We start from the raw sequence: 20,847 nt of genomic DNA, 5'->3' as shown, positions 1-20,847 counted from the left end.
AAATTTTTAAGATAACTGAATTTTGTCAGATATTTTTCATGTTGTCAATTACTTTTTGAAAAAATTTAATTTATCAATTCGAGTAATGGCTTCTCGTAATCTATCTTCTGTATGCAAGAGACCAACACGGACATATCCTTCGCCATGTTCACCAAATCCAACACCAGGAGCAACTGCAACGTGTGCTTTTTCTAGTAAAATATTAGAAAATTGCTCAGATGTATATCCTTTCGGAACAGGAAGCCATGCAAAGAATGAGCCTGTTGGAATGTCTACATTCCAACCAATTGAGTGACAAGCTGAAACAAGAGCGTTTCTTCGAGATTCGTAACTATTTACAAGGTCTATTACGCAAGACTGTGAACTTAATAGTGCTTCGCGGGCAGCATCTTGAACTGCACCAAAAATACTAACATACATATGATCTTGTAATAAGTTAATTGTCTCAATCACACTTTCATTCCCCACAGCAAAAGCGATGCGCCATCCAGCCATATTGAAAGTTTTCGATAGAGTGTAAATTTCAATACCTGTATCTTTAGCACCGTCTGCTTGCAAGAAACTAACAGGTTTTTGACCATCGAATCCAATAGCACCGTAAGCAAAATCATGAACGACTAATATATTATGTTCATTAGCAAAATGAATGGTTTCATCAAAGAAATCTTTTGATGCAGTAGCACCGGTAGGATTATTTGGATAGTTTAAAAACATTAATTTTGCACGCTCGGCAATAGAATCATCGATTTTCGTATAATCTGGTAAAAAATTATTTTCTGCAATAAGCGGCATTGTTTTAAATTGTGCTTTTGCTAAAGCAACTCCTGATAAATAATCTGGATAGCCTGGATCTGGAACGAGAATAGTATCACCAGGGTTTGTAAAACAAACTGGTAATTCTACTAATCCAGCTTTTCCGCCAAACAAAATAGCAACTTCTGTTTTTGGATTTACTACTACATCATATTCGCGTTGATAGAATGTTGCCACGGCTTCTTTTAAACTTTCGTGTCCGCGAAATGGCGGATATTTATGATGAATGGTCTTTTCAGCAGCATCTTGTAAAGCTTTTACGATATGCTGCGGTGTTGGTTGATCTGGATTACCTTGACCTAGATTAATAACATCGTGACCAGCTGCAACGACTTTGTTAACTTTTGCAACAAGTGAAGCGAAAAATTGTGTTGGCAATGATGTTACTATCTCAGAAGGTTGAAATAATTTCATACTTTCCACCTCTTTTGAAAGTTGTTACAATTCTAGTGACAAATGATATAATCTTTCCAGTATTTTGTAAAGAAAAAATTAAGAATGGGGCTGACAAAATGAAAGTCGCATGTATTCAAATGGATATTGTCTTTGGAGATGTAGAAAAAAATATTGAGAATGCTAAAAATAAAATAAGCGAAGCGATGAAGGAAAGAGCAGATGTTATTGTCTTACCAGAACTATGGACAACGGGATATGATTTAACGAGGCTTACTGAAATTGCAGATAGGGATGGATTGCAAACGAAAGAAAAGCTGAAAGAATGGTCGAAGCAATATGGTGTACATATTGTCGGTGGGTCTATAGCGAAGCAAACGGAGCAAGGTGTTACAAATACAATGTATGTTGTAACTAATAAAGGAGAACTAATTAATGAATATAGTAAAGTGCACTTATTTCAGCTTATGGATGAACATAAATATTTAATCGCTGGAAATAGTACAGGTGAATTTAAGCTAGATGATGTAGAGTGCGCCGGCACAATTTGTTATGATATTCGTTTTCCAGAGTGGATGCGCGTTCATACTGCTAAAGGTGCAAAAGTTTTATTTGTTGTAGCAGAATGGCCATTGGTTCGTTTAGCACATTGGCGTTTGTTATTGCAAGCAAGAGCAGTTGAAAATCAGTGTTATGTTGTTGCGTGTAATAGGGCAGGAAAGGATCCGAATAATGAGTTTGCCGGTCATTCTTTAATTGTCGATCCTTGGGGCGAAGTTGTTGTAGAAGCGAATGAAGAAGAATCAATTTTATTTGGAGAGCTTCATTTTGAGAAAATTAAAGAAGTACGCAAAGGAATTCCAGTTTTTGCAGATCGTCGTCCAGAATTATACAAATAAAATGTTGACAAGTGATTTTTATTCTTGGTATAGTCTTCAACATAAAGTTAAAAATTCGAAAAATTATACAACTCTTATCAAGAGCAGGTGGAGGGATTTGGCCCGATGAAGCCCAGCAACCGACCGTAATACCATTGTGAAATGGGGCGTTTATTTACGCCAAAAGGCACGGTGCTAATTCCAGCAGAAAGTAAACCTTTCTGGCAGATAAGAGGGGAGAAGATAAACTTCAAACCTCTTTCTTTGTGGAAAGAGGTTTTTCTACGTCAGAAAAACCTCTGAATTAAAAAAGGGGGAGAAGACGATGGGATATTATTCATTAACTGAAACGACAGCTATACAATATGCGAAAGAACATGGTTATTTTGAAAAGAAAGCAAATGTAGTTTGTCATGAAATTGGAGATGGAAATTTAAATTACGTGTTCAAATTAGATGATGGAGAGAAGTCTATTATAATAAAACAAGCACTGCCATATGCGAAAGTAGTTGGTGAGAGCTGGCCACTGTCTATAAAAAGAGCGACGATTGAAAGTAAAGCATTACAAATTTTTGCGAAGTATGTGCCGGAATATGTGCCGGTAGTGTACAGTCATGATGAAGAGTTAGCAGTAACGGTCATAGAAGACTTATCGAGGCTAACAATTACAAGAAAAGGATTAATAGATGGAGAGGAGTACCCACTTTTATCCCAACATATTGGTCGTTTTCTAGCACATGTGTTGTTCTATACTTCAGATTTCGGTTTACAATCAGAAGAGAAAAGGGTACTAGAAGGTGCATTTGTAAACCCAGATCTTAGTAAAATCACGGAAGATTTAGTGTTTACAGATCCGTTTAGTCATTATGATACGAATGATTATGAATCAGAGTTACAACTAGCGGTGGATGAACTGTGGAGTGACAAAAATTTAAAATTAAAAGTAGCACAGTATAAATATAAGTTCTTAACGAGAAAAGAAGCGCTTATTCATGGTGATTTACATACTGGTAGTATTTTTTCATCACCTGCTGAAACGAAAGTAATTGATCCCGAATTTGCAACATATGGTCCATTTGGATTTGATCTTGGCCAATTTATTGCAAATTTATTATTAAATGCACTATCCCGTGAAGAGAAAAAAAGAAGTGTGCTATTTTTCCATATTGAGAAAACATGGAGTTATTTTGTAGAAGCTTTTACGAAGTTATGGATTGGAGAAGGTGTAGAAGCATATACGAAAGAGAAACAATGGTTGCCAATTATTTTGCAAAATATTTTTACGGATGCCGTTGGATTTGCCGGATGTGAGCTTATCCGTAGAACAATTGGCTTAGCGCATGTAGCTGATTTAGATGGAATAGCAAATAAAGAAACGAGAATTCAAGCTAAGAAACAAGCGTTATCCTTAGGTAAAGAACTAATAAAATATGAATCTAAGAGCGCTGATATTCAGCTGTTCCGAACATTATTTCAACAGACAGTTTTTGGAGGGATAAAAGCATGAGTACAATTGTTACTGTTCCGAGATCTGTCAGTTGGAAAGGTGATGCCATTGCAGTATTAAATCAAACAAAGTTGCCGCATAGTACAGAATACAAAACATTAACGACGATTGAAGAGGTATGGAAAAGTATTGTCATGCTAGAAGTACGAGGAGCACCTGCAATTGGAATTGTAGCTGCATTTGGCTTGGCACTTGCATCAAAAAAATATAATACTGTACATAAGGAAGAATTTCAAAAGAAGTTTAATAGAGATTGTAATTATTTAGGAACGTCACGCCCGACAGCAGTCAATTTATTTTGGGCAATCGATCGTATGAGAGAATCCATTCGAGAAATTACTACAATAAAAGAAGCACAAAAAAAATTAGAAGAAGAAGCGCTTCTCATTCAGCAAGAAGATGAAGCGGTATGCCGGAGTATTGGAGAACATGCATTAACATGCTTTAAAGACGGTGATAACATTTTAACAATTTGTAACGCTGGAAGTATTGCAACTGCTAGATATGGTACTGCATTAGCACCGTTTTATATTGGGAAAGAAAAAGGTGTACGTTTACATGCGTATGCGTGTGAAACGAGACCGGTTTTACAAGGCGGGCGTTTAACGACCTGGGAATTAAAACAGGCAAATATTGATGTAACACTTATTACAGATAATACGGCAGCGCATGCTATTCAAACGAAAGAAATAAACGCGATTATTGTAGGAGCGGACCGAATTGTCGCAAATGGAGATACAGCAAATAAAATCGGAACAATGAATTTAGCTATATTAGCAAAGTATTTCGATATTCCATTTTACGTTGCAGCTCCGTTATCTACGTTTGATATTACGAAACAAACAGGTACAGAAATTGTTATTGAAGAAAGAGATGAAACCGAAGTTACGAAAATTTTTGGAAAACAAGTGGCGCCAATTGGTACTGATGTTTATAATCCTGCATTTGACGTAACACCGAATGAATTAATTACAGGTATTATTACTGAAAAAGGCATCATACACAGAGATTATAAACGGGAAATTGCATCGTTATTTGAAAGACAAGCTAATACATAATAGCCTGTTTTTTTTATCCCGTAAAAGCCCGATTGGTTCAACTAATAATCAGTGGGGGATGAAGAAAACCCCCACTGATTAAAGTTTCACTTTATGCCTAAATGTTTTCTTTTCTCTTATTTATATAGTGGAAGGAGGCGGAAAAGATGGAAGAGTGGATCAGGATGATAGGTAATGTAGGGTTTCCGATTGTTGTAACATTATATTTACTCCATCGTATTGAAAGTAAATTAGATGGGGTAATTGTTGCAATCGAGAAACTTCCTAAACAATTACTAAAGTAGGAAGGTCCTCGCGATAGAAAGTAAAATAAAGTTTGCTCTTCGTGAGCAAACTTTATTTTTATTGAGCAGTATAGCCACCATCGATAACAACTGCTTGACCAGTTATACCTCTTGCTTTTTCACTTGCTAAAAACATAGCATAATCAGAGATTTCTTGTACTTGCAATAAGCGTTTTTGTGGTACAAGTGGATAAATAACATCTTCTAAAACATTTTCAAGTGGTACATTTCGTGTAGTAGCTAAATCTTGTAGTTGATTACGTACAAGTGGGGTATCGACATAACCAGGACAAAGCGCATTAACGGTAATTCCGTGAGTAGCGCCTTCTAAAGCGGCAACTTTTGTTAATCCGATTACGCCATGCTTCGCGCTATTGTAGGCGGATTTTCCTGCAAATCCAACGAGGCCATTAATGGAAGCGACATTAATAATTCGGCCATACTTTTGTTTTTTCATGATCGGGAAGGCATGCTTAATTGCGATAAAAGGAGCGATTTGCATAATTTTAATAAGTAGTTCGAACTTTTCGGTTGGAAAATCTTCAATTGGTGAAACGTGCTGCATTCCTGCGTTGTTAATTAATATATGTAATGAACCGAAATGATTAACTGTTTGAGAAATTGCAGCTGTAATTTCTTCTTCAGATGTAACATCACATTTTAAACCGATAGCTTGATAGCCTTCTTTTTGTAATTGTTCAGCAGCTTCTTTTGCACGTTCTTCAAGACGATCGGTAATGACAACTTTTGCACCTTCTTTTGCAAAAGCGTTTCCCATTTCATAACCAATACCGCTTGCAGCACCTGTTAAAAAGACAACTCGATTTGTAACCATGGTGAAAAACATCCCTTCGTAATAAAGTTCTCATATTGCTCTATTTAGAGAGTTGATAATAAAAATCCTGCAAAGATTTGGAAAAATATTGTTAGCTATCTTGTTTTGCAAAATAGTTCCTGCTATACTATTTTGTAAAGCAAGATACTTACGCTTGTCTATCTTGTAAAACAAGATAGTGGGAGGATTTGAGTTATGTCGACAAGTCAAATGCTGAAAGGGATTTTAGAAGGATGCTTACTTGCTATTATTTCTGAAGGTGAAATATACGGTTATGAAATGAGTGAAAAGCTAGCGAAGTATGGCTTTACAATGGCGAGTGAGGGAAGTATTTATCCGTTATTAATACGAATGCAAAAGGAAGGATTAATAACAAGTGTAATGAAGGAATCTCCATCTGGCCCAAAGCGAAAATATTATACATTAACAGAAAAAGGCGAGGAAGCACTTCATGAATTTATGGATCGCTGGGAAGCGATGCAAAGTAGTGTAGAGCGTCTACTTGAGGGGAAGGGGAGAAAAAAATAATGCTATCAAGTGAAGCACGAAAGTTTTTATTAGATATGAGATTATTTTTAGTGGCAAAGGATGTGAAAGAAAGCGATATTGAAAATTTTATAGAAGATGCAGAACTTCATTTAATCGAGGGTGAGAGTGATGGGAAAAGTGTAGAAGATATTTTCGGAAGCTCACCGAAAGAATATGCAAATGAACTTGTAAAAGTAATGGAAAAGGATAGACAGGAAACGTGGAAGCAAATTGGTTTTACAGTAATGAATATCTTATCGTTTTGGATTATTGCTTCTATCCTAATAGTGAATAACGGATTATTACAGATGTCACTTATTCAGTGCATTGGCTATAGCTTTACATTGATTGTAGCTGTAATGGGTCCTAATTTTCTACTTCGCAAAATGACCTTCGTAACAAGTTTTACAAAAACGTGGTTTTCTATGTGGGCTTTAGTTATGAGCGTACCAATGTTTCTAATAGGGGCTGTAACGATATTAGATGTGATCTATCCTACAAAAATGTTTATATTCACTCAAACGCAAAGCTATATATTAGCTGGAGGTATATTTGTCATCGCAGTAGCGATAAATATATATTTTGAAGGGTGGTTTAAAAACTTATATTTAATTATTCCACTTTCTATTATGTTAATGTTTAAAACATTTACATCGGAAGACCTCGTGCCAATGCTATTTCAAATTATATGTTTATACGAAAGTTTGTTTATTTTAATTTTCCTTGAAATTATGATGAAGACGAATAGAAGAGAAGTGGTTAAATAAGGGAGGGATAAAAGTGTTATCGAATGAAGGACAAAAATTTTTAGATGATACCCAAGGCTATTTACGAATCAAGGGCATTAGAGAAACTGATATTATTTCCTTTATAGAAGATGCGGAACTACACCTAATAGAAGGTGAGAAGAAAGGTAAGACGGTGAGTGATATATTCGGTCATGCTCCAAAAGAATATGCTAATCAACTTGCGAAAGAGATGGATATAGATAGAAAAGGTAATTATAAATTATTACTTTACTTTATTGTAAATTTATTGGCTTTCACGATGATGAAGAGCGTATTCTTTAGTGCAGCCGACCATCGTTTGTCTTATTCTTTAATTGAGTTAATTGGCTATCCGATTATGATTTTTGCAGGAATTACTGTATTAATATGGGGGATGAGAACAGCATCATTTAAGCGTAAAAGAACTGAATTTTTAATTATGTATATAAGCGGTGCGATATGGTTTTTATTAATTTTTAGTATTGCATTATTAAATAAGTTTTATGGTACAACATTTATTAAGTTTACTAGTACAGAAAGCTTCATTCTGGTTGGTATAGTAGTTCTTTTAGCGGCTGTTACAAATATAAAATTTGGTGGTTGGTTTACTTTGTCGTATTTACTAGTTCCAATTGTATTAGAATATGTATTTGTAATGATAGATCTATCGAGTATTATTGGAATGTATGTACAACAAATAATTCTTTTCATTGTTATTTATATGCTTTTAAAAATTCATATAAAATTAGAAAAAAAAGAAGTATACGAATAAACAAGAGGGACAGTTATTTATATGTATATGAGGGATTTGATTTCTAGGATCAACTATACTGTTTTCAGGAAAAAATACATGATGACTATTTTAATATTTTATTAGGGGATAAGTCTGAATGTATCTTTTAAAATTAATAGGAGAGTGGCTGCTCTGGATATACAAAAAATTATTTCCAAAGAAATACTATATTTTGATTTTTAGAGGGATTTGGTTTAGGTGTATAGTGTATCCTTTGCAGCCGGTATATCGTTTGTTAATTGGAATAAATTGTTTTAAACAGTAACATGACAGTTACTGTTTTTTTCTTTGTAATAAAGAGCTTTGTAAAGAGAGCTCTTTTTGTTCGTTTGTTAATAAGGAATGAATATGGACGTTTTCAGGACGAGGTACGATAGGGTACATAAGATTTGTTGGAGAAGGATGGTGCTCCGAGCCAGTTGGGGAATGAGGATCTGCGTGAGTAAGCTTTCCATGAACACGTCTTGTAAATAAAATATGACCGACTTCGTGAGCGAGCGTATATATATTTTTCATGGGAGCAGCCGAATTTGTTAAAACGATATAACCAGTAAGTTGCTGTTGTTTGGCTAAAGAGTAAGCGCAGGCAATTACGGCTGTTTCTTTGAAATAATCACTGCCAATATAACAAATGTAAAGGTCGCATTCAGGAGCTTCATTTACACATGTTTGGAAAAAGGATGCTAATTTTTCCTGACTTTGAATAGAATTTTTATAACTAATTTCACGGTCAGAAAAACGAAAAAGTTCATTTAAAATGATTACGTCTTTAATTTGAAATGTAATGGGGTACCAAATTGATTCTGCAACTGCTAAATCTTTTGCGATACGGTCATCAGAAATATCGGCGCCTGGAGTAATGCAAATACATATATTGACGTATGGATCCATAAGGAACACCTCAACTGAAAAAATTCTTTCTATAATATATGTTGGGAAAAGACCCTATGTATGGATAAAAGCCTTGTTTATTACAAGTCGAAAAAATTTCATAGTTCTATAACATGGTGTGGTCATCTTTTTGATATAGTAAAGAAAAGGGGGAGAATATATGTATACATTAAAAATCGTTTCAGACAGAGAAGCACTTTATCAATTTGCGAGTTATGTAAGAGTTGTACAAGGGGTTGAAGATGTATATGTAGAGGTGGGAGAACCTTTATATGAACATCCATTAATGAAGTTTTATGTACATATTAAGCTGGAGGAAACATATGAGCAACATAAAGCGTTACAAGAAATAGCAAGATTAGTAGAATTAGGGCGTTTTACATACGTTCATTATCGTAATGATGAAATTGAAGAAGCTTTTGAAGCTGTAAAATATGAAAGTTTTAAGAAATAAAATTGGAAAAAAGGAAGTGAAAGCTTCCTTTTTTTTCTTTGAAATTACATCAACAAAAGGAGAAAAATTTTGTTATGATAAGGAAGGGTGAGGAAAGGAGAGTTTACATATTGGGGTATATTGAAGAGTTACGCAAAGTCGTTGGGACAAGACCACTTATTCTTGTTGGATCAGCAATAATTATACTAAATGATAATCAAGAAGTATTGCTTCAATATCGGTCAGATACATATGATTGGGGTGTACCTGGCGGCGCGATGGAACTAGGAGAAACGACGGAAGAAACTGCTCGCCGAGAATTATTCGAGGAGACGGGATTAACTGCAAAAATCATGCAATTTCTAGGTGTCTTATCAGGAAAGGAAGTGTATTTCCGTTATCCTAATGGGGATGAAATTTTTAATGTTATTCATCTGTATCAGGGGCATCATGTGAGTGGAGAATTAAGGCTTGATCATGAGGGATTGAAGCTTCAATATTTTCCGGTAGATAAGTTACCAAAATTGAATGAAACGACAGAGAAAATTTTACAAAAATTTTTATATGCATTAACAGAATAGAAGGTTAATTCCTTCTATTTTTATTATATTAAATATTTTGATTTTTTAGTATGTTTATAGTATGATAGATGTAGACATACATCTTATGGAATTTCACCTAAAAACTGACTAGGGTACATAAGAGAGGGGCAAGTGCAAAATGCATAATGTTGTTATTACAGCTGCAGTTCGTTCGCCAATTGGAACTTTTGGAGGAGCGCTAAAAAATGTAACGCCAGTAGAATTAGCGGTTCCTGTACTTCAGGAAGCTGTAAAACGAGGCGGGGTAGAACCACACGAAGTTGATGAAGTAATTTTAGGTCATTGTATTCAAAGAACTGATGAAGCAAATACTGCAAGAACAGCTGCATTAGCGGCAGGATTTCCTGACACAGTTACGGGTTATACAATCCAACGTCAATGTTCTTCAGGTATGCAAGCAATTATGTCAGCTGCAATGCAAATTCAATTAGGTGTAAGTGATGTTGTAATTGCAGGTGGAGTTGAAGCAATGAGCTCAAGCCCTTATGCATTAAAACAGCACCGCTGGGGACAACGTCTACAGCACGGAGAAATTCGTGATACGGTGTGGGAAGTACTAGAAGATCCGATTCACCATATTATGATGGGTGAAACGGCTGAAAATTTAGTTGACCAATATGAAATTACAAGAGAGGAACAAGATGAAGTTGCGCTTCGTAGTCATACATTGGCACTGCAAGCAATCGAGTCTGGATATTTTGATGAGCAAATTGTTCCTATTACGATAAAAGAACGTAGAAAAGAAATAGTATTTTCGAAGGATGAACATCCACGTACAGATATTACAGCGGAAAAATTAGCAGGGTTAAAACCAGCTTTCCGTAAAGATGGATCTGTAACGGCAGGGAATGCATCTGGCCTTAATGATGGAAGTGCGGTTCTAGTATTAATGAGCGAAGAAAAAGCGAAAGAAAAAGGCTTACAACCGTTAGCTAGAATTGTTGGATATTCAGTAGCTGGAGTAGATCCGAAAATTATGGGTATTGGACCAGCACCAGCAATTCGTAAAGGGTTAGAAAAAGTAGATTGGTCATTAGAAGATGCTGATTTACTGGAAATTAATGAAGCTTTCGCGGCTCAATACTTAGCTGTAGAGAAAGAATTAGGTTTAGACCGTGAAAAAGTGAATGTAAACGGTAGCGGTGTAGGACTTGGACATCCAATCGGTTGTACAGGAGCTCGTATTACTGTAAGTTTAATTCATGAATTGAAGAGACGCGGTTTAGAAAAAGGAATTGCCTCTCTATGCGTCGGTGGCGGTATTGGGGTAGCATTATTTATAGAAGCACTATAAAAAAGAAGCAGCAATCGCTGCTTCTTTTTTATTAAGAATCAAATAAATGATGAAATAATCGATCACGATTTTCAAAGAAAAGTTTTGTCGTTTGGTAATGCTCGGTTTCTTCTAATGTGGATTCATGAATCCCTTCTTGTGTTAAAGAATATATAGTGGATTCAGGATAAGCCATTAAAATAGGAGAGTGCGTCGCGATAACAAATTGTGAACCTTGTTCCGCTAGTTCGTGCATTCGAATAAGCATGGAAAGTTGCCTCATTGGTGATAGAGCGGCCTCAGGCTCATCTAAAATGTATAAACCTTGTCCTGAAAAACGGTTCATAAATAAGGAAAAGAATGATTCGCCGTGTGATTGTTTGTGTAGTGAGATACCACCATATGAGTCAATAACTGGATTCCCGCGTGCTTCTAGATCAGCATCCATCTCATCAATATAAGAAGCAACGTTATAAAATGATTCAGCACGAAGAAAGAAACCGTCGTTTGGTGTATTGAAACTTTTAGAAATTCGAAGGTATTCATATAAAGATGAATGTGAATCGTTTGTGCTAAAGCGGAAATTCTTCGTTCCACCTTCTGCATTAAATCCTAAAGCGATTGCAATTGCTTCGAGTAATGTTGATTTTCCCGTTCCGTTTTCTCCAATAATGAATGTTACATTTGGATGGAAGGCAAGTGATTGTAAAGTTCGGATAGCGGGTAGACAGTAAGGATATGCGGAAAAACTAGGGATATTTTCTTTTTTTAATGTGACATTTTTTAAAAAGGGTACGTCAATCAATATATAAACCTCAATTCATAACGGATTTTGATTCTAAAAAAGCAGCAAATACAAGGGTAAGACAACTTGCAAATAGTATTGTATATTGAAGTGCGCCAAAGCCAATACCTTCCCAGCCTAAAGACATTCTCTTCCATATGAAAATAAAAAGAACGCTTATAAAACCAACGAGAGCAGGCATATATTTTATAATTTTTAAGTGCTTTCACAGAAAAAAGGCAAGTGTTAATGACACGCGAACCTCTCCTTATTTTCTGAATATTTTATGTGGATTATAACATGTAAACTATCATATTCCAATGTGAAAATAAATATTGCATCAAGATCAATTCTCTCGTTATGATAGATGGTATTCTATTGAAGATATGAAAAGGAGTTAAACATGCCGTTTACATTTGCGCATCCAGCAGCAATTCTTCCTTTTGTGAAAAAGCGTTCTCAATATATTTCAGTAACGGCTCTTATATTAGGGAGTATGGCGCCTGATTTTGAATATTTTTTATACTTTAGACCGTATGGTGTTATTGGACATACATGGCTTGGATTCTTATATTTAAATTTACCACTTGTATTTCTGTTCGCATATATGTATCATTACATTTTAAAAAATACGTTTATAACACATTTACCTAAACCGTTTGCTGGCTATTTTGCATATGCAGTAGATGAGAGGTGGGGGCTTCATACATGGAAGGATTTCTTTGTATTTTGCTATTCTGCTTTATTCGGTATGCTCACGCATGTCGTTTGGGATGCGTTTACTCATAAGACAGGCTACTTCGTTATGGAAATACCATTGTTACAAAGGGAATTACATAGTATCCCGGTGTATAAATATATGCAACACGGGAGTACATGTGTTGGTTTCTTATTACTATTATACGTATTATGGAAGTATAAAGATGAAACAGGGAAAGATATTATGATAGATTCAGAAAAAAGGAAGTATTGGGTTTCGGCAATCATTGTCGCAGCTCTAGTATTTATCGTTCACGCGTTTGTAGATCCCTATTTTCATATTTTCCAAATAGGAGGTATAATAGTATCTGGACTGACAAGTTCGTTTTGTGGACTTCTCATTGTTTCTATAGTCTACAAAGCAAAGGACTAATTTATATTAATGAATGATAGTGTTAGGAGAAATTATATGATGAAAGCATGGAAAAATATTTTTGTTTTATGTAGTTTTCTTCTTATGTTAAGTGGTTGCTTCCATCAAGAAGAAAAGAAAGTTGAACCGAAGAAGAAAGAATCTATTCCTGAAACAAAAGAATATGGCGGGCGTGAGCTGATAAAAGTAGGACAAAAAGTGAAAGAAACAGGGTGGGGTACTTTTAAGTTAGAACAGATTCAATCTGTAAATCAAACATTTGAAGTAGCACCAATGAAAATTCACATACAAGATGTAAAAGTAATCTCTTTATCGCAGATGAGTAAAGATGCAAAAAATGCATTAAAAGTATTTACGGCATTAACTCCTGAAGAAGTAAAGCGTAGATTAGGAGATAAAGTAAGTCAAGAAGATGCGGAGTTATATGCATCGATAAGTGGTACAGAGATTAGTGATACGATTCGTTACGTTGAAATTACATATAAGGTGGAAAATAGCGGGAATAAAAATATGCAATTTTTCTCTATGAATGATGTTACGATTAATGATAAGCAACATTTTAAAGTAGCAACTCAAAACTTTTTATATGATGAAGATACGCTCGTTGGTACAAAAAATGTATCAAGGGAAGACTATAAGCCTGGTGAAACAAGAGATGGTATTATCGGCTTAATACTTGATGATGGAAAAGAAAAGGTAAAGGATATTAAGTTTACAACAGATAATGTAGTCGCAGCAGATACAGAAACGCAAGATGTTGTAAAAGAGGCACAAACTTTTAATATCTCACTTTCTGAGTAGGGGATTTTTAAAAACATAAAAGAAAAAACAGTCAGCGTTAAAAATATTATGCTGACTGTTTTTTCTTTTCTTTTATGTATGAATCTACATTTTGAAAAGGTACCTTAATTTTAAACGCATCTTTTTGTTCATTAAATTGCTTTTCATTATAAGGACCAAAACGTTTATTATGCTTTACGTCAATAATCCAATAATGCTCACTTTTTTTATTTGCAATTGCTCCGTCAGGGTTATTCGGATCTGACTTTTCCTCAATTTGTTTTGCAATAATGTATTTATCATCCCAAGCTATGTCTGTAATTTTTGCAGGAATGTATTGTGTGGCATATACAGCATCTTGCGATGGGAAAAGTTCAAATGCATTTCCAGAAGTACGTATGAGTTCGTATTCATCGTTAATCGTATAAGTTATATGATTTGTATTTCCAGCACAACCGGCTAATAGGAATGCGACGAATAGGATTATCCATTTTTTCAATATGGGAACCTCCTTTACAATGCTGTTGTAACACATTGTACAAGAAAAGTAAGAGAAACGCTAGTTTACAATGTTTTTTAGAAGTGGTACGATGAGACGGGTAAAGAAGGATATGAAGGAGTCGACATAAAATGAAGTTAAAGATGCATCGTCCAGCGCTTGTAATGAATCGCATAGGTGCTTCCCTAATTGACATGTTTTTAATCTCGGTTATGTATGGTGCAGTAGTAGCTATTATGACCGGAAATTATAGAGCTATTTTTAATCGCTTTAATATTAGTTTTGGTGATTATAGATATGATCTCGCAGTAGTTTTTATATTAATGGCGATATATTTTATTTTGGTACCCTTTATTTGGAACGGTGTTACACTTGGTAAAAAGGTAACGAGAATAAAATTAATTTCATTGAAGAGTGAAAAGTTAACATTACAAACATTAATTATAAGATTTTTTGTATTGTTATTACCGAACATATTGCTACTTGGAATTCCGATATTATGTAACGTATATATGATGTTATTCCGCAAAGATAATTGTGGTTTTCAAGATTTAATTACAAAAACAAAAGTGATAAGTCTTGTATAATAAAACAGAGACCTTTTTATACATAAAATAAGAAGGTCTTTTTTAATTATATAAATATATTTTAAAGGATATATAATAAGAAAAAGTTAATCCATATCATTTTTGATTTAAATAGATTGAAAATTAAGAAAATGTTATAATGATTAAAATAATATCTTTATATAATAAGGGGGAAATTGAAATGACTGGGGGTAGCGTAATCTTTTGGGGGATTTTAATTTTTATCGGTTTAGTTTTCGATCAGCGTAATAGTAAGAAAAAAGAAGGAGTAAAAAAGTAATCGCTTACAAGTTAATGAGAAACTTTTCTTGCTTGCAGACTAATCTCATAAAGGAGTATACTGAATGACGGTAAGACTTATAGAAGGGGTAATGAAAATGAAGCTTGCAGGAAAAGTTGCTATCGTAACTGGCGGTGGCATCGGTATTGGACGTAATACAGCTCTTTTGTTGGCTAAACAAGGCGCAAAAGTAATTGTGACGGACATTGATCAAGAAAGTGGACAAGCAACAGTGGAGGAAATTACGAATCTAGGCGGAGAAGCACTTTTTGTATCCTATGATATGGGAAAGCAAGGAGATTGGCAACGCGTTATCAGTATTACTTTGAATGCATTTAGTCGCATTGATATGCTTTTTCAAAATGCTGGTTTATATAAAATAGATTCTATTTTTTCTCGCCAACAAGAGAACGATTCCAATGTACTTTGTATTAATGACGTTTGGATAGAGATAAAACAATTAACGTCATCTTTTATGAAACAGCAAGAAGAAGTGGTGCTGAGTGACTTACCGATTTTCGGTATTATTGGCACGAAAGGACAATCATTTCATACAGTAGAAGCCCTCGTATAATAATGAAAACCGCCCTCAAAGTATGTGGACGGTTTTTTTGTATGTTATACAGAGGAAAATTATTTTTTAACGAATACGTTGTTCAGTTTGACTATCAAAGAAATGTGCTTTATTCATATCAAATGCTAGTTTAATTTGATCTCCAGGTGAAAATGTATGTCTTGCATCAACACGTGCTGCAAAATCTTGATCTCCAAGTTTCATATATAAAATAGATTCAGCACCTAGTAACTCAGCAACTTCGATTTTTGTTGTGAAGGCAGTAGATTGTGAAGCTTCTAAAAATAATAGTTCATCATGAATGTCTTCAGGACGAATACCTAAAACAATTTCCTTATTTACATAGCCTTGTTCACGTAACATCTTCATTTTTCCTTCAGTTACTTTGACTTTTAATGAATTATCTATAACGAAATCGGTTTCAGTCAATTTACCACGGAAGAAATTCATTGCTGGAGAGCCAATAAATCCACCAACGAAAATATTTTCAGGTGTTTCATATACTTCTTTTGGAGTTCCGATTTGTTGAATCTTTCCGTCTTTCATAACAACGAGACGTGAAGCCATTGTCATTGCTTCTGTTTGATCATGTGTTACGTAAATTGTTGTCGTTCCAAGACGGTGATGTAATTTAGAAATTTCTGAGCGCATTGCAACACGTAATTTAGCGTCTAAGTTGGATAAAGGCTCATCCATTAAGAACACTTTCGCGTCTCGAACAATTGCTCTCCCTAACGCAACACGTTGACGTTGTCCACCAGATAACGCTTTCGGTTTTCTATCTAAATATTGTTCCAGTCCTAAAATTTTTGCTGCATCTTTCACACGACAATCGATTTCATCTTTTGGTATTTTTCTAAGTTTTAATCCAAATGCCATATTATCATACACACTCATATGTGGATATAAAGCATAGTTTTGGAAGACCATTGCGATATCGCGATCTTTTGGAGGGACATCATTCATTAGCTTACCATCAATTGAAAACTCTCCTTTTGAAATATCTTCAAGTCCAGCCACCATTCGTAATGTTGTAGATTTTCCACATCCAGAAGGACCGACAAATACGATAAACTCTTTATCTTGAATGTGTAAATTAAAATCTGTTACAGCTGTTACATTATTATCATATATTTTATAAATGTTTTCTAATTTCAATTCTGCCATGGTATTGCCCCCTAGAAAAAATTATGCAAACGTTTTCTTTGAGTTCATTATAAACTAATAGATTCAAAAAATAAACAAAAAAATAAAACGTTTTCATTTATTAGAGGGATATTAGTAATTTGCGTATGTTTTCTTAGAAAAATAAGAATAAAAGTTGTAAGCGCTATTTTAAATTAAGATAGAATCTGTTATCATTCATTAATGAAAACGTTTGCGCCTTAAAAAAGAGAAAATCGAATTATTAATGAAATGGGGTAGCATAATGGAAAAACAGTGGTGGAAAGAAAGTGTAGTATATCAAATTTATCCTCGTAGCTTTATGGATAGTAACGGTGATGGTATTGGGGATCTTCGTGGGATTATTTCAAAGCTAGATTACTTAAAAGAATTAGGGATTGATGTCATTTGGTTATCACCGGTCTATGAATCTCCAAATGATGATAATGGTTATGATATAAGTGATTATTGTAAAATTATGAATGAGTTCGGAACAATGGAAGATTGGGATGAGCTACTACATGAAATGCATGAACGTAATATGAAACTTATGATGGACTTAGTTGTTAACCATACTTCTGATGAACATAATTGGTTTATTGAATCACGTAAATCAAAAGATAATAAATATAGAGATTACTATATATGGCGTCCTGGAAAAGAAGGAAAAGAGCCGAACAACTGGGGAGCAGCTTTTAGTGGATCTGCATGGAAATATGATGAAATGACAGATGAATATTATTTACATCTGTTTTCTAAAAAACAGCCAGATTTAAATTGGGATAATGAAAAGGTAAGACAAGATGTTTATGAAATGATGAAGTTTTGGTTAGAAAAAGGAATTGATGGCTTCCGTATGGATGTTATTAATTTTATTTCTAAAGAAGAGGGATTACCAGCTGTTGAAACCGAAGAAGAGGGGTATGTTTCAGGTCATAAGCATTTTATGAATGGTCCAAACATTCATAAATATTTACATGAAATGAATGAAGAAGTATTATCTCATTATGATATTATGACGGTTGGTGAAATGCCTGGTGTAACGACAGAAGAAGCGAAAATGTATACTGGGGAAGAACGAAAAGAACTGCAGATGGTATTCCAATTTGAACATATGGATTTAGATTCGGGAGAAGGCGGAAAATGGGATGTAAAACCATGCTCACTCCTTACTTTAAAAGAGAATTTAACGAAGTGGCAAAAAGCATTAGAGCATACAGGGTGGAATAGCCTGTATTGGAATAACCATGATCAGCCACGCGTTGTATCTCGTTTTGGTAATGATGGAATGTATCGCATTGAATCTGCGAAAATGTTAGCGACGGTGCTTCATATGATGAAAGGAACACCATATATTTATCAAGGAGAAGAAATCGGAATGACGAACGTTCGATTTGAATCGATTGATGAATATCGAGATATTGAAACATTAAATATGTATAAGGAAAAAGTGATAGAGCACGGTGAAGATATAGATAAAGTAATGCAGTCCATTTATATAAAAGGCCGAGATAATGCTAGAACACCGATGCAGTGGGATGATAAAGATCATGCTGGATTCACAACAGGTGAGCCTTGGATTACGGTAAACCCTAATTACAAAGAAATCAATGTGAAACAAGCGATCCAAAATAAAGATTCAATTTTTTATTACTATAAAAAATTAATTGACCTACGCAAAAATAATGAAATAGTTGTGTACGGATCATATGATTTAATATTAGATAATAATCCTTCTATTTTTGCATACGTAAGAACATATGAAGAAGAAAAACTTCTTGTTATTGCAAACTTTACGGTGGAAGAATGTGTATTTGAATTGCCTAAGGACATTAGTTATAGTGAATCAGAGTTATTAATACACAATTACGACGTAGAGCGTGGATCGATAGATAACATTGTATTACGTCCATATGAAGCGATGGTATTTAAATTAAAATAAGAAAAATCCTTATGCCACACCTTGGCATAAGGATTTTTTATTACCATTTTAAGATCGAGAATCCATATGGAGGAAGTGTAACTTGTAATACACTTGCTTCCGCTGAAAATTCTTCGTTTGTATAAATGTTAATGATTTTCTTTCCAGTAATATGGAGAGGGAGGGAAGCTGTAACATCACTATTAGTCGGATTTAAAACGAAAAAGATCGTTTCATCTTCATATGTTTTTGTATAAGAAATATAATTATGTTCATCATTTGCTTCGATGAATTGGAAAGTACCATGTCCTCCAAATGCTTTATATTGCTTTCGTAATGAAATTAATGTTTGTATATGTGTAAATAATAGATGATCTTGTTCTTTCGTATCCCAAACCATACATTTGCGACAATCTGGGTCCATACCGCCGTCCATACCAATTTCGTCTCCATAATAAATACAAGGAGAGCCGATGAAGGAAAGATGGAATACATAAAGTAACTGTAACTTATTTTTATCTCCGTTACATGTTGTCAATATTCTTGGTGTATCATGACTGTCTAATAAATGAAACGCTGCTTCATTTACATTCATAGAGTAGGAATGGAGAGACTCTGTAATTTGTTTCATAAATTCATTTGCTTTAATGGAATCATTAGCAAAGTAAGACAGTAGAGCGTTTGTAACAGGATAGCTCATTACAGCATCAAATTGATCTCCTTGTAGCCATGGAAGTGCATCGTGCCAAATTTCTCCTAAAATATATACTTCAGGATTTAATGCCTTTATCTCGCTTCGGAATTCTCTCCAAAAGCTGTGGTCTACTTCATTTGCTACATCAAGGCGCCAACCGTCTATATTGAATTCTCTTACCCAATAACGCCCTACTTCAAGTAAGTATTCTTTTACATCTGGGTGTGCTGTATTTAATTTAGGCATATACGGTGTAAACGCGAAAGTATCATAATTCGGGAGTGGATCCGTTACAATTGGAAATTCATGAATATGGAACCACTCTTTATAAGCAGACTTCTCACCGTTTTCTAGTACGTCTTGGAATTTATCGAAAAAGTATCCACTATGATTAAACACGGCATCGAGCATTACTTTTATACCGTGTGTATGACATGCTTGAACGAGTTCTTTGAACGTTTCTTTCGTCCCGAATTGCGGATCGATTTCCATGTAGTCAATTGTGTCATATTTATGGTTTGAATGTGCTTTGAAAATAGGTGTGAAGTATATTCCCGAAATTCCAAGCTTAACAAGGTAATCGAGGTTTTGAATAATACCAGCAAAATCTCCGCCGAAAAAATTAGTTGGAGTTGGCTCAGCGCTGCCCCAAGGAAGAGTGTTTTCTGGATTTAGTGCACGATCTCCGTTAGCGAACCGTTCTGGGAAAATTTGATACCAAACAGTGTCTTTAATCCAAGAAGGTGCTTGAACCACATCATTTGCATGAATAAATGGCAAACAGAAAAAGTTACCAACGTCATCATTTGGAATACTGGAAAAAAATCCTCGCTCTGCATAAATAAGCGTTTCTGTATCATTTTTTAATTCGAATCCATAACGTAAGCGTTTAAATTTTGGCTCGATGGAAATGGACCAATAATCAAACAATGCAGTAGAACCAGTTTTTTTCATCGGTGTACTTGATGTAATCCATTTCCCTTCTTTCCATTCATAAGGATCACCGTAAATAAGAGTGGCGCTTTGAACATCTTCTCTTTTCGTACGTATTCGGATGTGAATCGTTTTTTCATCGTAAGCGTATGCGTAATTATCTTTTGGCCTATGATAAATAGCTTCTTTAAGCATATAGAAAATCCCCCTTTAATATCTCCATGCATATTGTTCCCTTACGTATAATAATAAAGTATATGTTGCAAACGATTGCTTTTTGCATAGCTTTAATATTGCTTATAAGAGTAGTATTCATTTCATATAAAGTCAATGTATAAAGAGTGTAGTAATAATATTTTAAAATTAATATTTGCAAAATAAATAAAAGACTGTATAATGATAGACAAATAGCGCAAACGTTTTCGTAGATTGAGATATTGTTTG

General features: G+C 34.6%; 23 protein-coding genes, 2 pseudogenes and 1 riboswitch. Of the genes and pseudogenes, 17 read left to right on the top strand and 8 right to left on the bottom strand.

All coding sequences use genetic code 11. The features are described from left to right. Nucleotides 1–48 precede the first annotated feature (48 nt). Nucleotides 49–1,227 (bottom strand): pyridoxal phosphate-dependent aminotransferase, encoded by a 1,179-nt coding sequence (locus QCI41_RS10550; RefSeq protein WP_353837509.1) that lies wholly within the window; start codon nucleotides 1,225–1,227, stop codon nucleotides 49–51. A 14-nt stretch (nucleotides 1,228–1,241) separates the two neighbouring features. On the opposite strand from QCI41_RS10550, the gene QCI41_RS10545 reads away from it, so the two are divergent. The 4 genes from QCI41_RS10545 (at nucleotide 1,242) to QCI41_RS10530 (ending at nucleotide 4,933) form a co-directional block, all read left to right on the top strand. Next, on the top strand, nucleotides 1,242–2,105 hold the full coding sequence (locus QCI41_RS10545) for a carbon-nitrogen family hydrolase (RefSeq protein ID WP_353838846.1): 864 nt from the start codon (nucleotides 1,242–1,244) through the stop codon (nucleotides 2,103–2,105). Between the two features lie 71 nt (nucleotides 2,106–2,176). Then, a riboswitch (SAM riboswitch) is annotated at nucleotides 2,177–2,319 on the top strand. Between the two features lie 90 nt (nucleotides 2,320–2,409). Continuing rightward, nucleotides 2,410–3,591 carry an S-methyl-5-thioribose kinase gene (gene mtnK, locus QCI41_RS10540; protein ID WP_353837510.1) on the top strand — a complete coding sequence of 394 codons (1,182 nt, stop codon included), beginning with the start codon at nucleotides 2,410–2,412 and terminating at the stop codon, nucleotides 3,589–3,591. Continuing rightward, nucleotides 3,588–4,649 (top strand): S-methyl-5-thioribose-1-phosphate isomerase, encoded by a 1,062-nt coding sequence (gene mtnA, locus QCI41_RS10535; RefSeq protein ID WP_000104619.1) that lies wholly within the window; start codon nucleotides 3,588–3,590, stop codon nucleotides 4,647–4,649. The genes mtnK and mtnA overlap by 4 nt, the downstream gene beginning before the upstream one ends. Before the next feature lie 146 nt (nucleotides 4,650–4,795). Next, entirely contained in the window at nucleotides 4,796–4,933 is a 138-nt protein-coding gene (locus QCI41_RS10530; protein ID WP_000393342.1) for a YvrJ family protein, read from the top strand. Nucleotides 4,934–4,991: 58 nt separating this feature from the next. Here the strand turns inward: QCI41_RS10530 and QCI41_RS10525 are convergent, their stop codons facing one another. After that, nucleotides 4,992–5,768, bottom strand: coding sequence for a 3-hydroxybutyrate dehydrogenase (locus QCI41_RS10525; protein WP_000258442.1), 777 nt, complete (start codon nucleotides 5,766–5,768; stop codon nucleotides 4,992–4,994). Between the two features lie 195 nt (nucleotides 5,769–5,963). Here QCI41_RS10525 and QCI41_RS10520 point away from each other — a divergent pair, with 195 nt between their 5' ends. From QCI41_RS10520 to QCI41_RS30670, 4 genes and pseudogenes are all read left to right on the top strand, one after another. Then, on the top strand, nucleotides 5,964–6,296 hold the full coding sequence (locus QCI41_RS10520) for a PadR family transcriptional regulator (RefSeq protein ID WP_000107986.1): 333 nt from the start codon (nucleotides 5,964–5,966) through the stop codon (nucleotides 6,294–6,296). Then, entirely contained in the window at nucleotides 6,296–7,063 is a 768-nt protein-coding gene (locus QCI41_RS10515; protein WP_353837511.1) for a DUF1129 domain-containing protein, read from the top strand. The genes QCI41_RS10520 and QCI41_RS10515 overlap by 1 nt, the downstream gene beginning before the upstream one ends. 13 nt (nucleotides 7,064–7,076) lie before the next feature. Continuing rightward, nucleotides 7,077–7,835 (top strand): DUF1129 domain-containing protein, encoded by a 759-nt coding sequence (locus tag QCI41_RS10510; protein ID WP_353837512.1) that lies wholly within the window; start codon nucleotides 7,077–7,079, stop codon nucleotides 7,833–7,835. Nucleotides 7,836–7,909: 74 nt separating this feature from the next. Further along, nucleotides 7,910–8,114 (top strand): annotated as a pseudogene (locus QCI41_RS30670) (DNA-binding protein). Between the two features lie 15 nt (nucleotides 8,115–8,129). Here the strand turns inward: QCI41_RS30670 and QCI41_RS10505 are convergent. Next, on the bottom strand, nucleotides 8,130–8,747 hold the full coding sequence (locus tag QCI41_RS10505) for a hypothetical protein (RefSeq protein WP_000371617.1): 618 nt from the start codon (nucleotides 8,745–8,747) through the stop codon (nucleotides 8,130–8,132). A 160-nt stretch (nucleotides 8,748–8,907) separates the two neighbouring features. Between QCI41_RS10505 and QCI41_RS10500 the strand changes: the two genes are divergently transcribed. The 3 genes from QCI41_RS10500 to QCI41_RS10490 all read left to right on the top strand — a co-directional run bounded on the left by QCI41_RS10500 (nucleotide 8,908) and on the right by QCI41_RS10490 (nucleotide 11,076). After that, nucleotides 8,908–9,201, top strand: a complete 294-nt coding sequence (locus QCI41_RS10500; protein ID WP_000288327.1) for a DUF3928 family protein — start codon at nucleotides 8,908–8,910, stop codon at nucleotides 9,199–9,201. A 110-nt stretch (nucleotides 9,202–9,311) separates the two neighbouring features. Beyond that, complete coding sequence (locus QCI41_RS10495; RefSeq protein ID WP_000540530.1) at nucleotides 9,312–9,761, top strand: NUDIX hydrolase; 450 nt, start codon at nucleotides 9,312–9,314, stop codon at nucleotides 9,759–9,761. Nucleotides 9,762–9,900: 139 nt separating this feature from the next. After that, complete coding sequence (locus tag QCI41_RS10490) at nucleotides 9,901–11,076, top strand: acetyl-CoA C-acetyltransferase (RefSeq protein WP_137052860.1); 1,176 nt, start codon at nucleotides 9,901–9,903, stop codon at nucleotides 11,074–11,076. Nucleotides 11,077–11,107: 31 nt separating this feature from the next. Here QCI41_RS10490 and QCI41_RS10485 read toward each other — a convergent pair whose 3' ends face one another. Then, nucleotides 11,108–11,860, bottom strand: coding sequence for an AAA family ATPase (locus tag QCI41_RS10485; protein ID WP_000567981.1), 753 nt, complete (start codon nucleotides 11,858–11,860; stop codon nucleotides 11,108–11,110). A gap of 10 nt (nucleotides 11,861–11,870) precedes the next feature. After that, nucleotides 11,871–12,065 (bottom strand): annotated as a pseudogene (locus QCI41_RS10480) (hypothetical protein); the annotation flags it as partial. Nucleotides 12,066–12,242: 177 nt separating this feature from the next. Between QCI41_RS10480 and QCI41_RS10475 the strand changes: the two are divergent. Both QCI41_RS10475 and QCI41_RS10470 read left to right on the top strand, forming a co-directional pair. Further along, a complete protein-coding gene (locus QCI41_RS10475) occupies nucleotides 12,243–12,971 on the top strand; it encodes a DUF4184 family protein (protein WP_353837513.1) in 729 nt (242 codons plus the stop codon). A 36-nt stretch (nucleotides 12,972–13,007) separates the two neighbouring features. Further along, nucleotides 13,008–13,772: a CREC-EF hand family protein gene (locus QCI41_RS10470; RefSeq protein WP_000973878.1), complete on the top strand. Its 765-nt coding sequence runs from the start codon at nucleotides 13,008–13,010 to the stop codon at nucleotides 13,770–13,772. A 46-nt stretch (nucleotides 13,773–13,818) separates the two neighbouring features. On the opposite strand, the gene QCI41_RS10465 is transcribed toward QCI41_RS10470, so the two are convergent. Next, nucleotides 13,819–14,250: a DUF3997 domain-containing protein gene (locus tag QCI41_RS10465; RefSeq protein WP_000758773.1), complete on the bottom strand. Its 432-nt coding sequence runs from the start codon at nucleotides 14,248–14,250 to the stop codon at nucleotides 13,819–13,821. A 131-nt stretch (nucleotides 14,251–14,381) separates the two neighbouring features. On the opposite strand from QCI41_RS10465, the gene QCI41_RS10460 reads away from it, so the two are divergent. The 3 genes from QCI41_RS10460 (at nucleotide 14,382) to QCI41_RS10450 (ending at nucleotide 15,691) form a co-directional block, all read left to right on the top strand. Continuing rightward, complete coding sequence (locus QCI41_RS10460; RefSeq protein WP_353837514.1) at nucleotides 14,382–14,837, top strand: RDD family protein; 456 nt, start codon at nucleotides 14,382–14,384, stop codon at nucleotides 14,835–14,837. Nucleotides 14,838–15,018: 181 nt separating this feature from the next. After that, on the top strand, nucleotides 15,019–15,117 hold the full coding sequence (locus QCI41_RS10455; protein ID WP_000145657.1) for a hypothetical protein: 99 nt from the start codon (nucleotides 15,019–15,021) through the stop codon (nucleotides 15,115–15,117). A gap of 64 nt (nucleotides 15,118–15,181) precedes the next feature. After that, nucleotides 15,182–15,691 carry an SDR family NAD(P)-dependent oxidoreductase gene (locus QCI41_RS10450; RefSeq protein ID WP_000218424.1) on the top strand — a complete coding sequence of 170 codons (510 nt, stop codon included), beginning with the start codon at nucleotides 15,182–15,184 and terminating at the stop codon, nucleotides 15,689–15,691. A 66-nt stretch (nucleotides 15,692–15,757) separates the two neighbouring features. Here QCI41_RS10450 and QCI41_RS10445 read toward each other — a convergent pair whose 3' ends face one another. Beyond that, nucleotides 15,758–16,858, bottom strand: a complete 1,101-nt coding sequence (locus tag QCI41_RS10445; RefSeq protein WP_353837515.1) for an ABC transporter ATP-binding protein — start codon at nucleotides 16,856–16,858, stop codon at nucleotides 15,758–15,760. A 262-nt stretch (nucleotides 16,859–17,120) separates the two neighbouring features. On the opposite strand from QCI41_RS10445, the gene malL reads away from it, so the two are divergent. Continuing rightward, nucleotides 17,121–18,797 carry an oligo-1,6-glucosidase gene (gene malL, locus QCI41_RS10440; RefSeq protein WP_353837516.1) on the top strand — a complete coding sequence of 559 codons (1,677 nt, stop codon included), beginning with the start codon at nucleotides 17,121–17,123 and terminating at the stop codon, nucleotides 18,795–18,797. A 40-nt stretch (nucleotides 18,798–18,837) separates the two neighbouring features. Here malL and QCI41_RS10435 read toward each other — a convergent pair whose 3' ends face one another. Continuing rightward, nucleotides 18,838–20,598, bottom strand: a complete 1,761-nt coding sequence (locus QCI41_RS10435; RefSeq protein ID WP_353837517.1) for an alpha-glycosidase — start codon at nucleotides 20,596–20,598, stop codon at nucleotides 18,838–18,840. Between the last annotated feature and the right edge of the window lie 249 nt (nucleotides 20,599–20,847).

Origin of the sequence: Bacillus cereus group sp. MG4, from assembly GCF_040460055.1 — a bacterium.
In the GTDB taxonomy this organism is placed as follows: Bacteria; Bacillota; Bacilli; order Bacillales; family Bacillaceae_G; genus Bacillus_A; species Bacillus_A wiedmannii.
Note: the sequence above shows the minus strand (reverse complement) of the source record. Positions and strands in the feature narration are given on the sequence as shown.

Bases quoted from the DNA above. Each gene is read 5' to 3' on its own strand.
- QCI41_RS10525 (WP_000258442.1), bottom strand. From the start codon at position 5,768: ATGGTTACAAATCGAGTTGTCTTTTTAACAGGTGCTGCAAGCGGTATT.
- QCI41_RS10515 (WP_353837511.1), top strand. From the start codon at position 6,296: ATGCTATCAAGTGAAGCACGAAAGTTTTTATTAGATATGAGATTATTT.
- QCI41_RS10550 (WP_353837509.1), bottom strand. From the start codon at position 1,227: ATGAAATTATTTCAACCTTCTGAGATAGTAACATCATTGCCAACACAA.
- QCI41_RS10490 (WP_137052860.1), top strand. From the start codon at position 9,901: ATGCATAATGTTGTTATTACAGCTGCAGTTCGTTCGCCAATTGGAACT.
- mtnA (WP_000104619.1), top strand. From the start codon at position 3,588: ATGAGTACAATTGTTACTGTTCCGAGATCTGTCAGTTGGAAAGGTGAT.
- QCI41_RS10475 (WP_353837513.1), top strand. From the start codon at position 12,243: ATGCCGTTTACATTTGCGCATCCAGCAGCAATTCTTCCTTTTGTGAAA.
- QCI41_RS10520 (WP_000107986.1), top strand. From the start codon at position 5,964: ATGTCGACAAGTCAAATGCTGAAAGGGATTTTAGAAGGATGCTTACTT.
- QCI41_RS10470 (WP_000973878.1), top strand. From the start codon at position 13,008: ATGATGAAAGCATGGAAAAATATTTTTGTTTTATGTAGTTTTCTTCTT.
- QCI41_RS10500 (WP_000288327.1), top strand. From the start codon at position 8,908: ATGTATACATTAAAAATCGTTTCAGACAGAGAAGCACTTTATCAATTT.
- QCI41_RS10530 (WP_000393342.1), top strand. From the start codon at position 4,796: ATGGAAGAGTGGATCAGGATGATAGGTAATGTAGGGTTTCCGATTGTT.
- QCI41_RS10460 (WP_353837514.1), top strand. From the start codon at position 14,382: ATGAAGTTAAAGATGCATCGTCCAGCGCTTGTAATGAATCGCATAGGT.
- QCI41_RS10455 (WP_000145657.1), top strand. From the start codon at position 15,019: ATGACTGGGGGTAGCGTAATCTTTTGGGGGATTTTAATTTTTATCGGT.
- QCI41_RS10450 (WP_000218424.1), top strand. From the start codon at position 15,182: ATGACGGTAAGACTTATAGAAGGGGTAATGAAAATGAAGCTTGCAGGA.
- malL (WP_353837516.1), top strand. From the start codon at position 17,121: ATGGAAAAACAGTGGTGGAAAGAAAGTGTAGTATATCAAATTTATCCT.
- mtnK (WP_353837510.1), top strand. From the start codon at position 2,410: ATGGGATATTATTCATTAACTGAAACGACAGCTATACAATATGCGAAA.
- QCI41_RS10445 (WP_353837515.1), bottom strand. From the start codon at position 16,858: ATGGCAGAATTGAAATTAGAAAACATTTATAAAATATATGATAATAAT.
- QCI41_RS10435 (WP_353837517.1), bottom strand. From the start codon at position 20,598: ATGCTTAAAGAAGCTATTTATCATAGGCCAAAAGATAATTACGCATAC.
- QCI41_RS10505 (WP_000371617.1), bottom strand. From the start codon at position 8,747: ATGGATCCATACGTCAATATATGTATTTGCATTACTCCAGGCGCCGAT.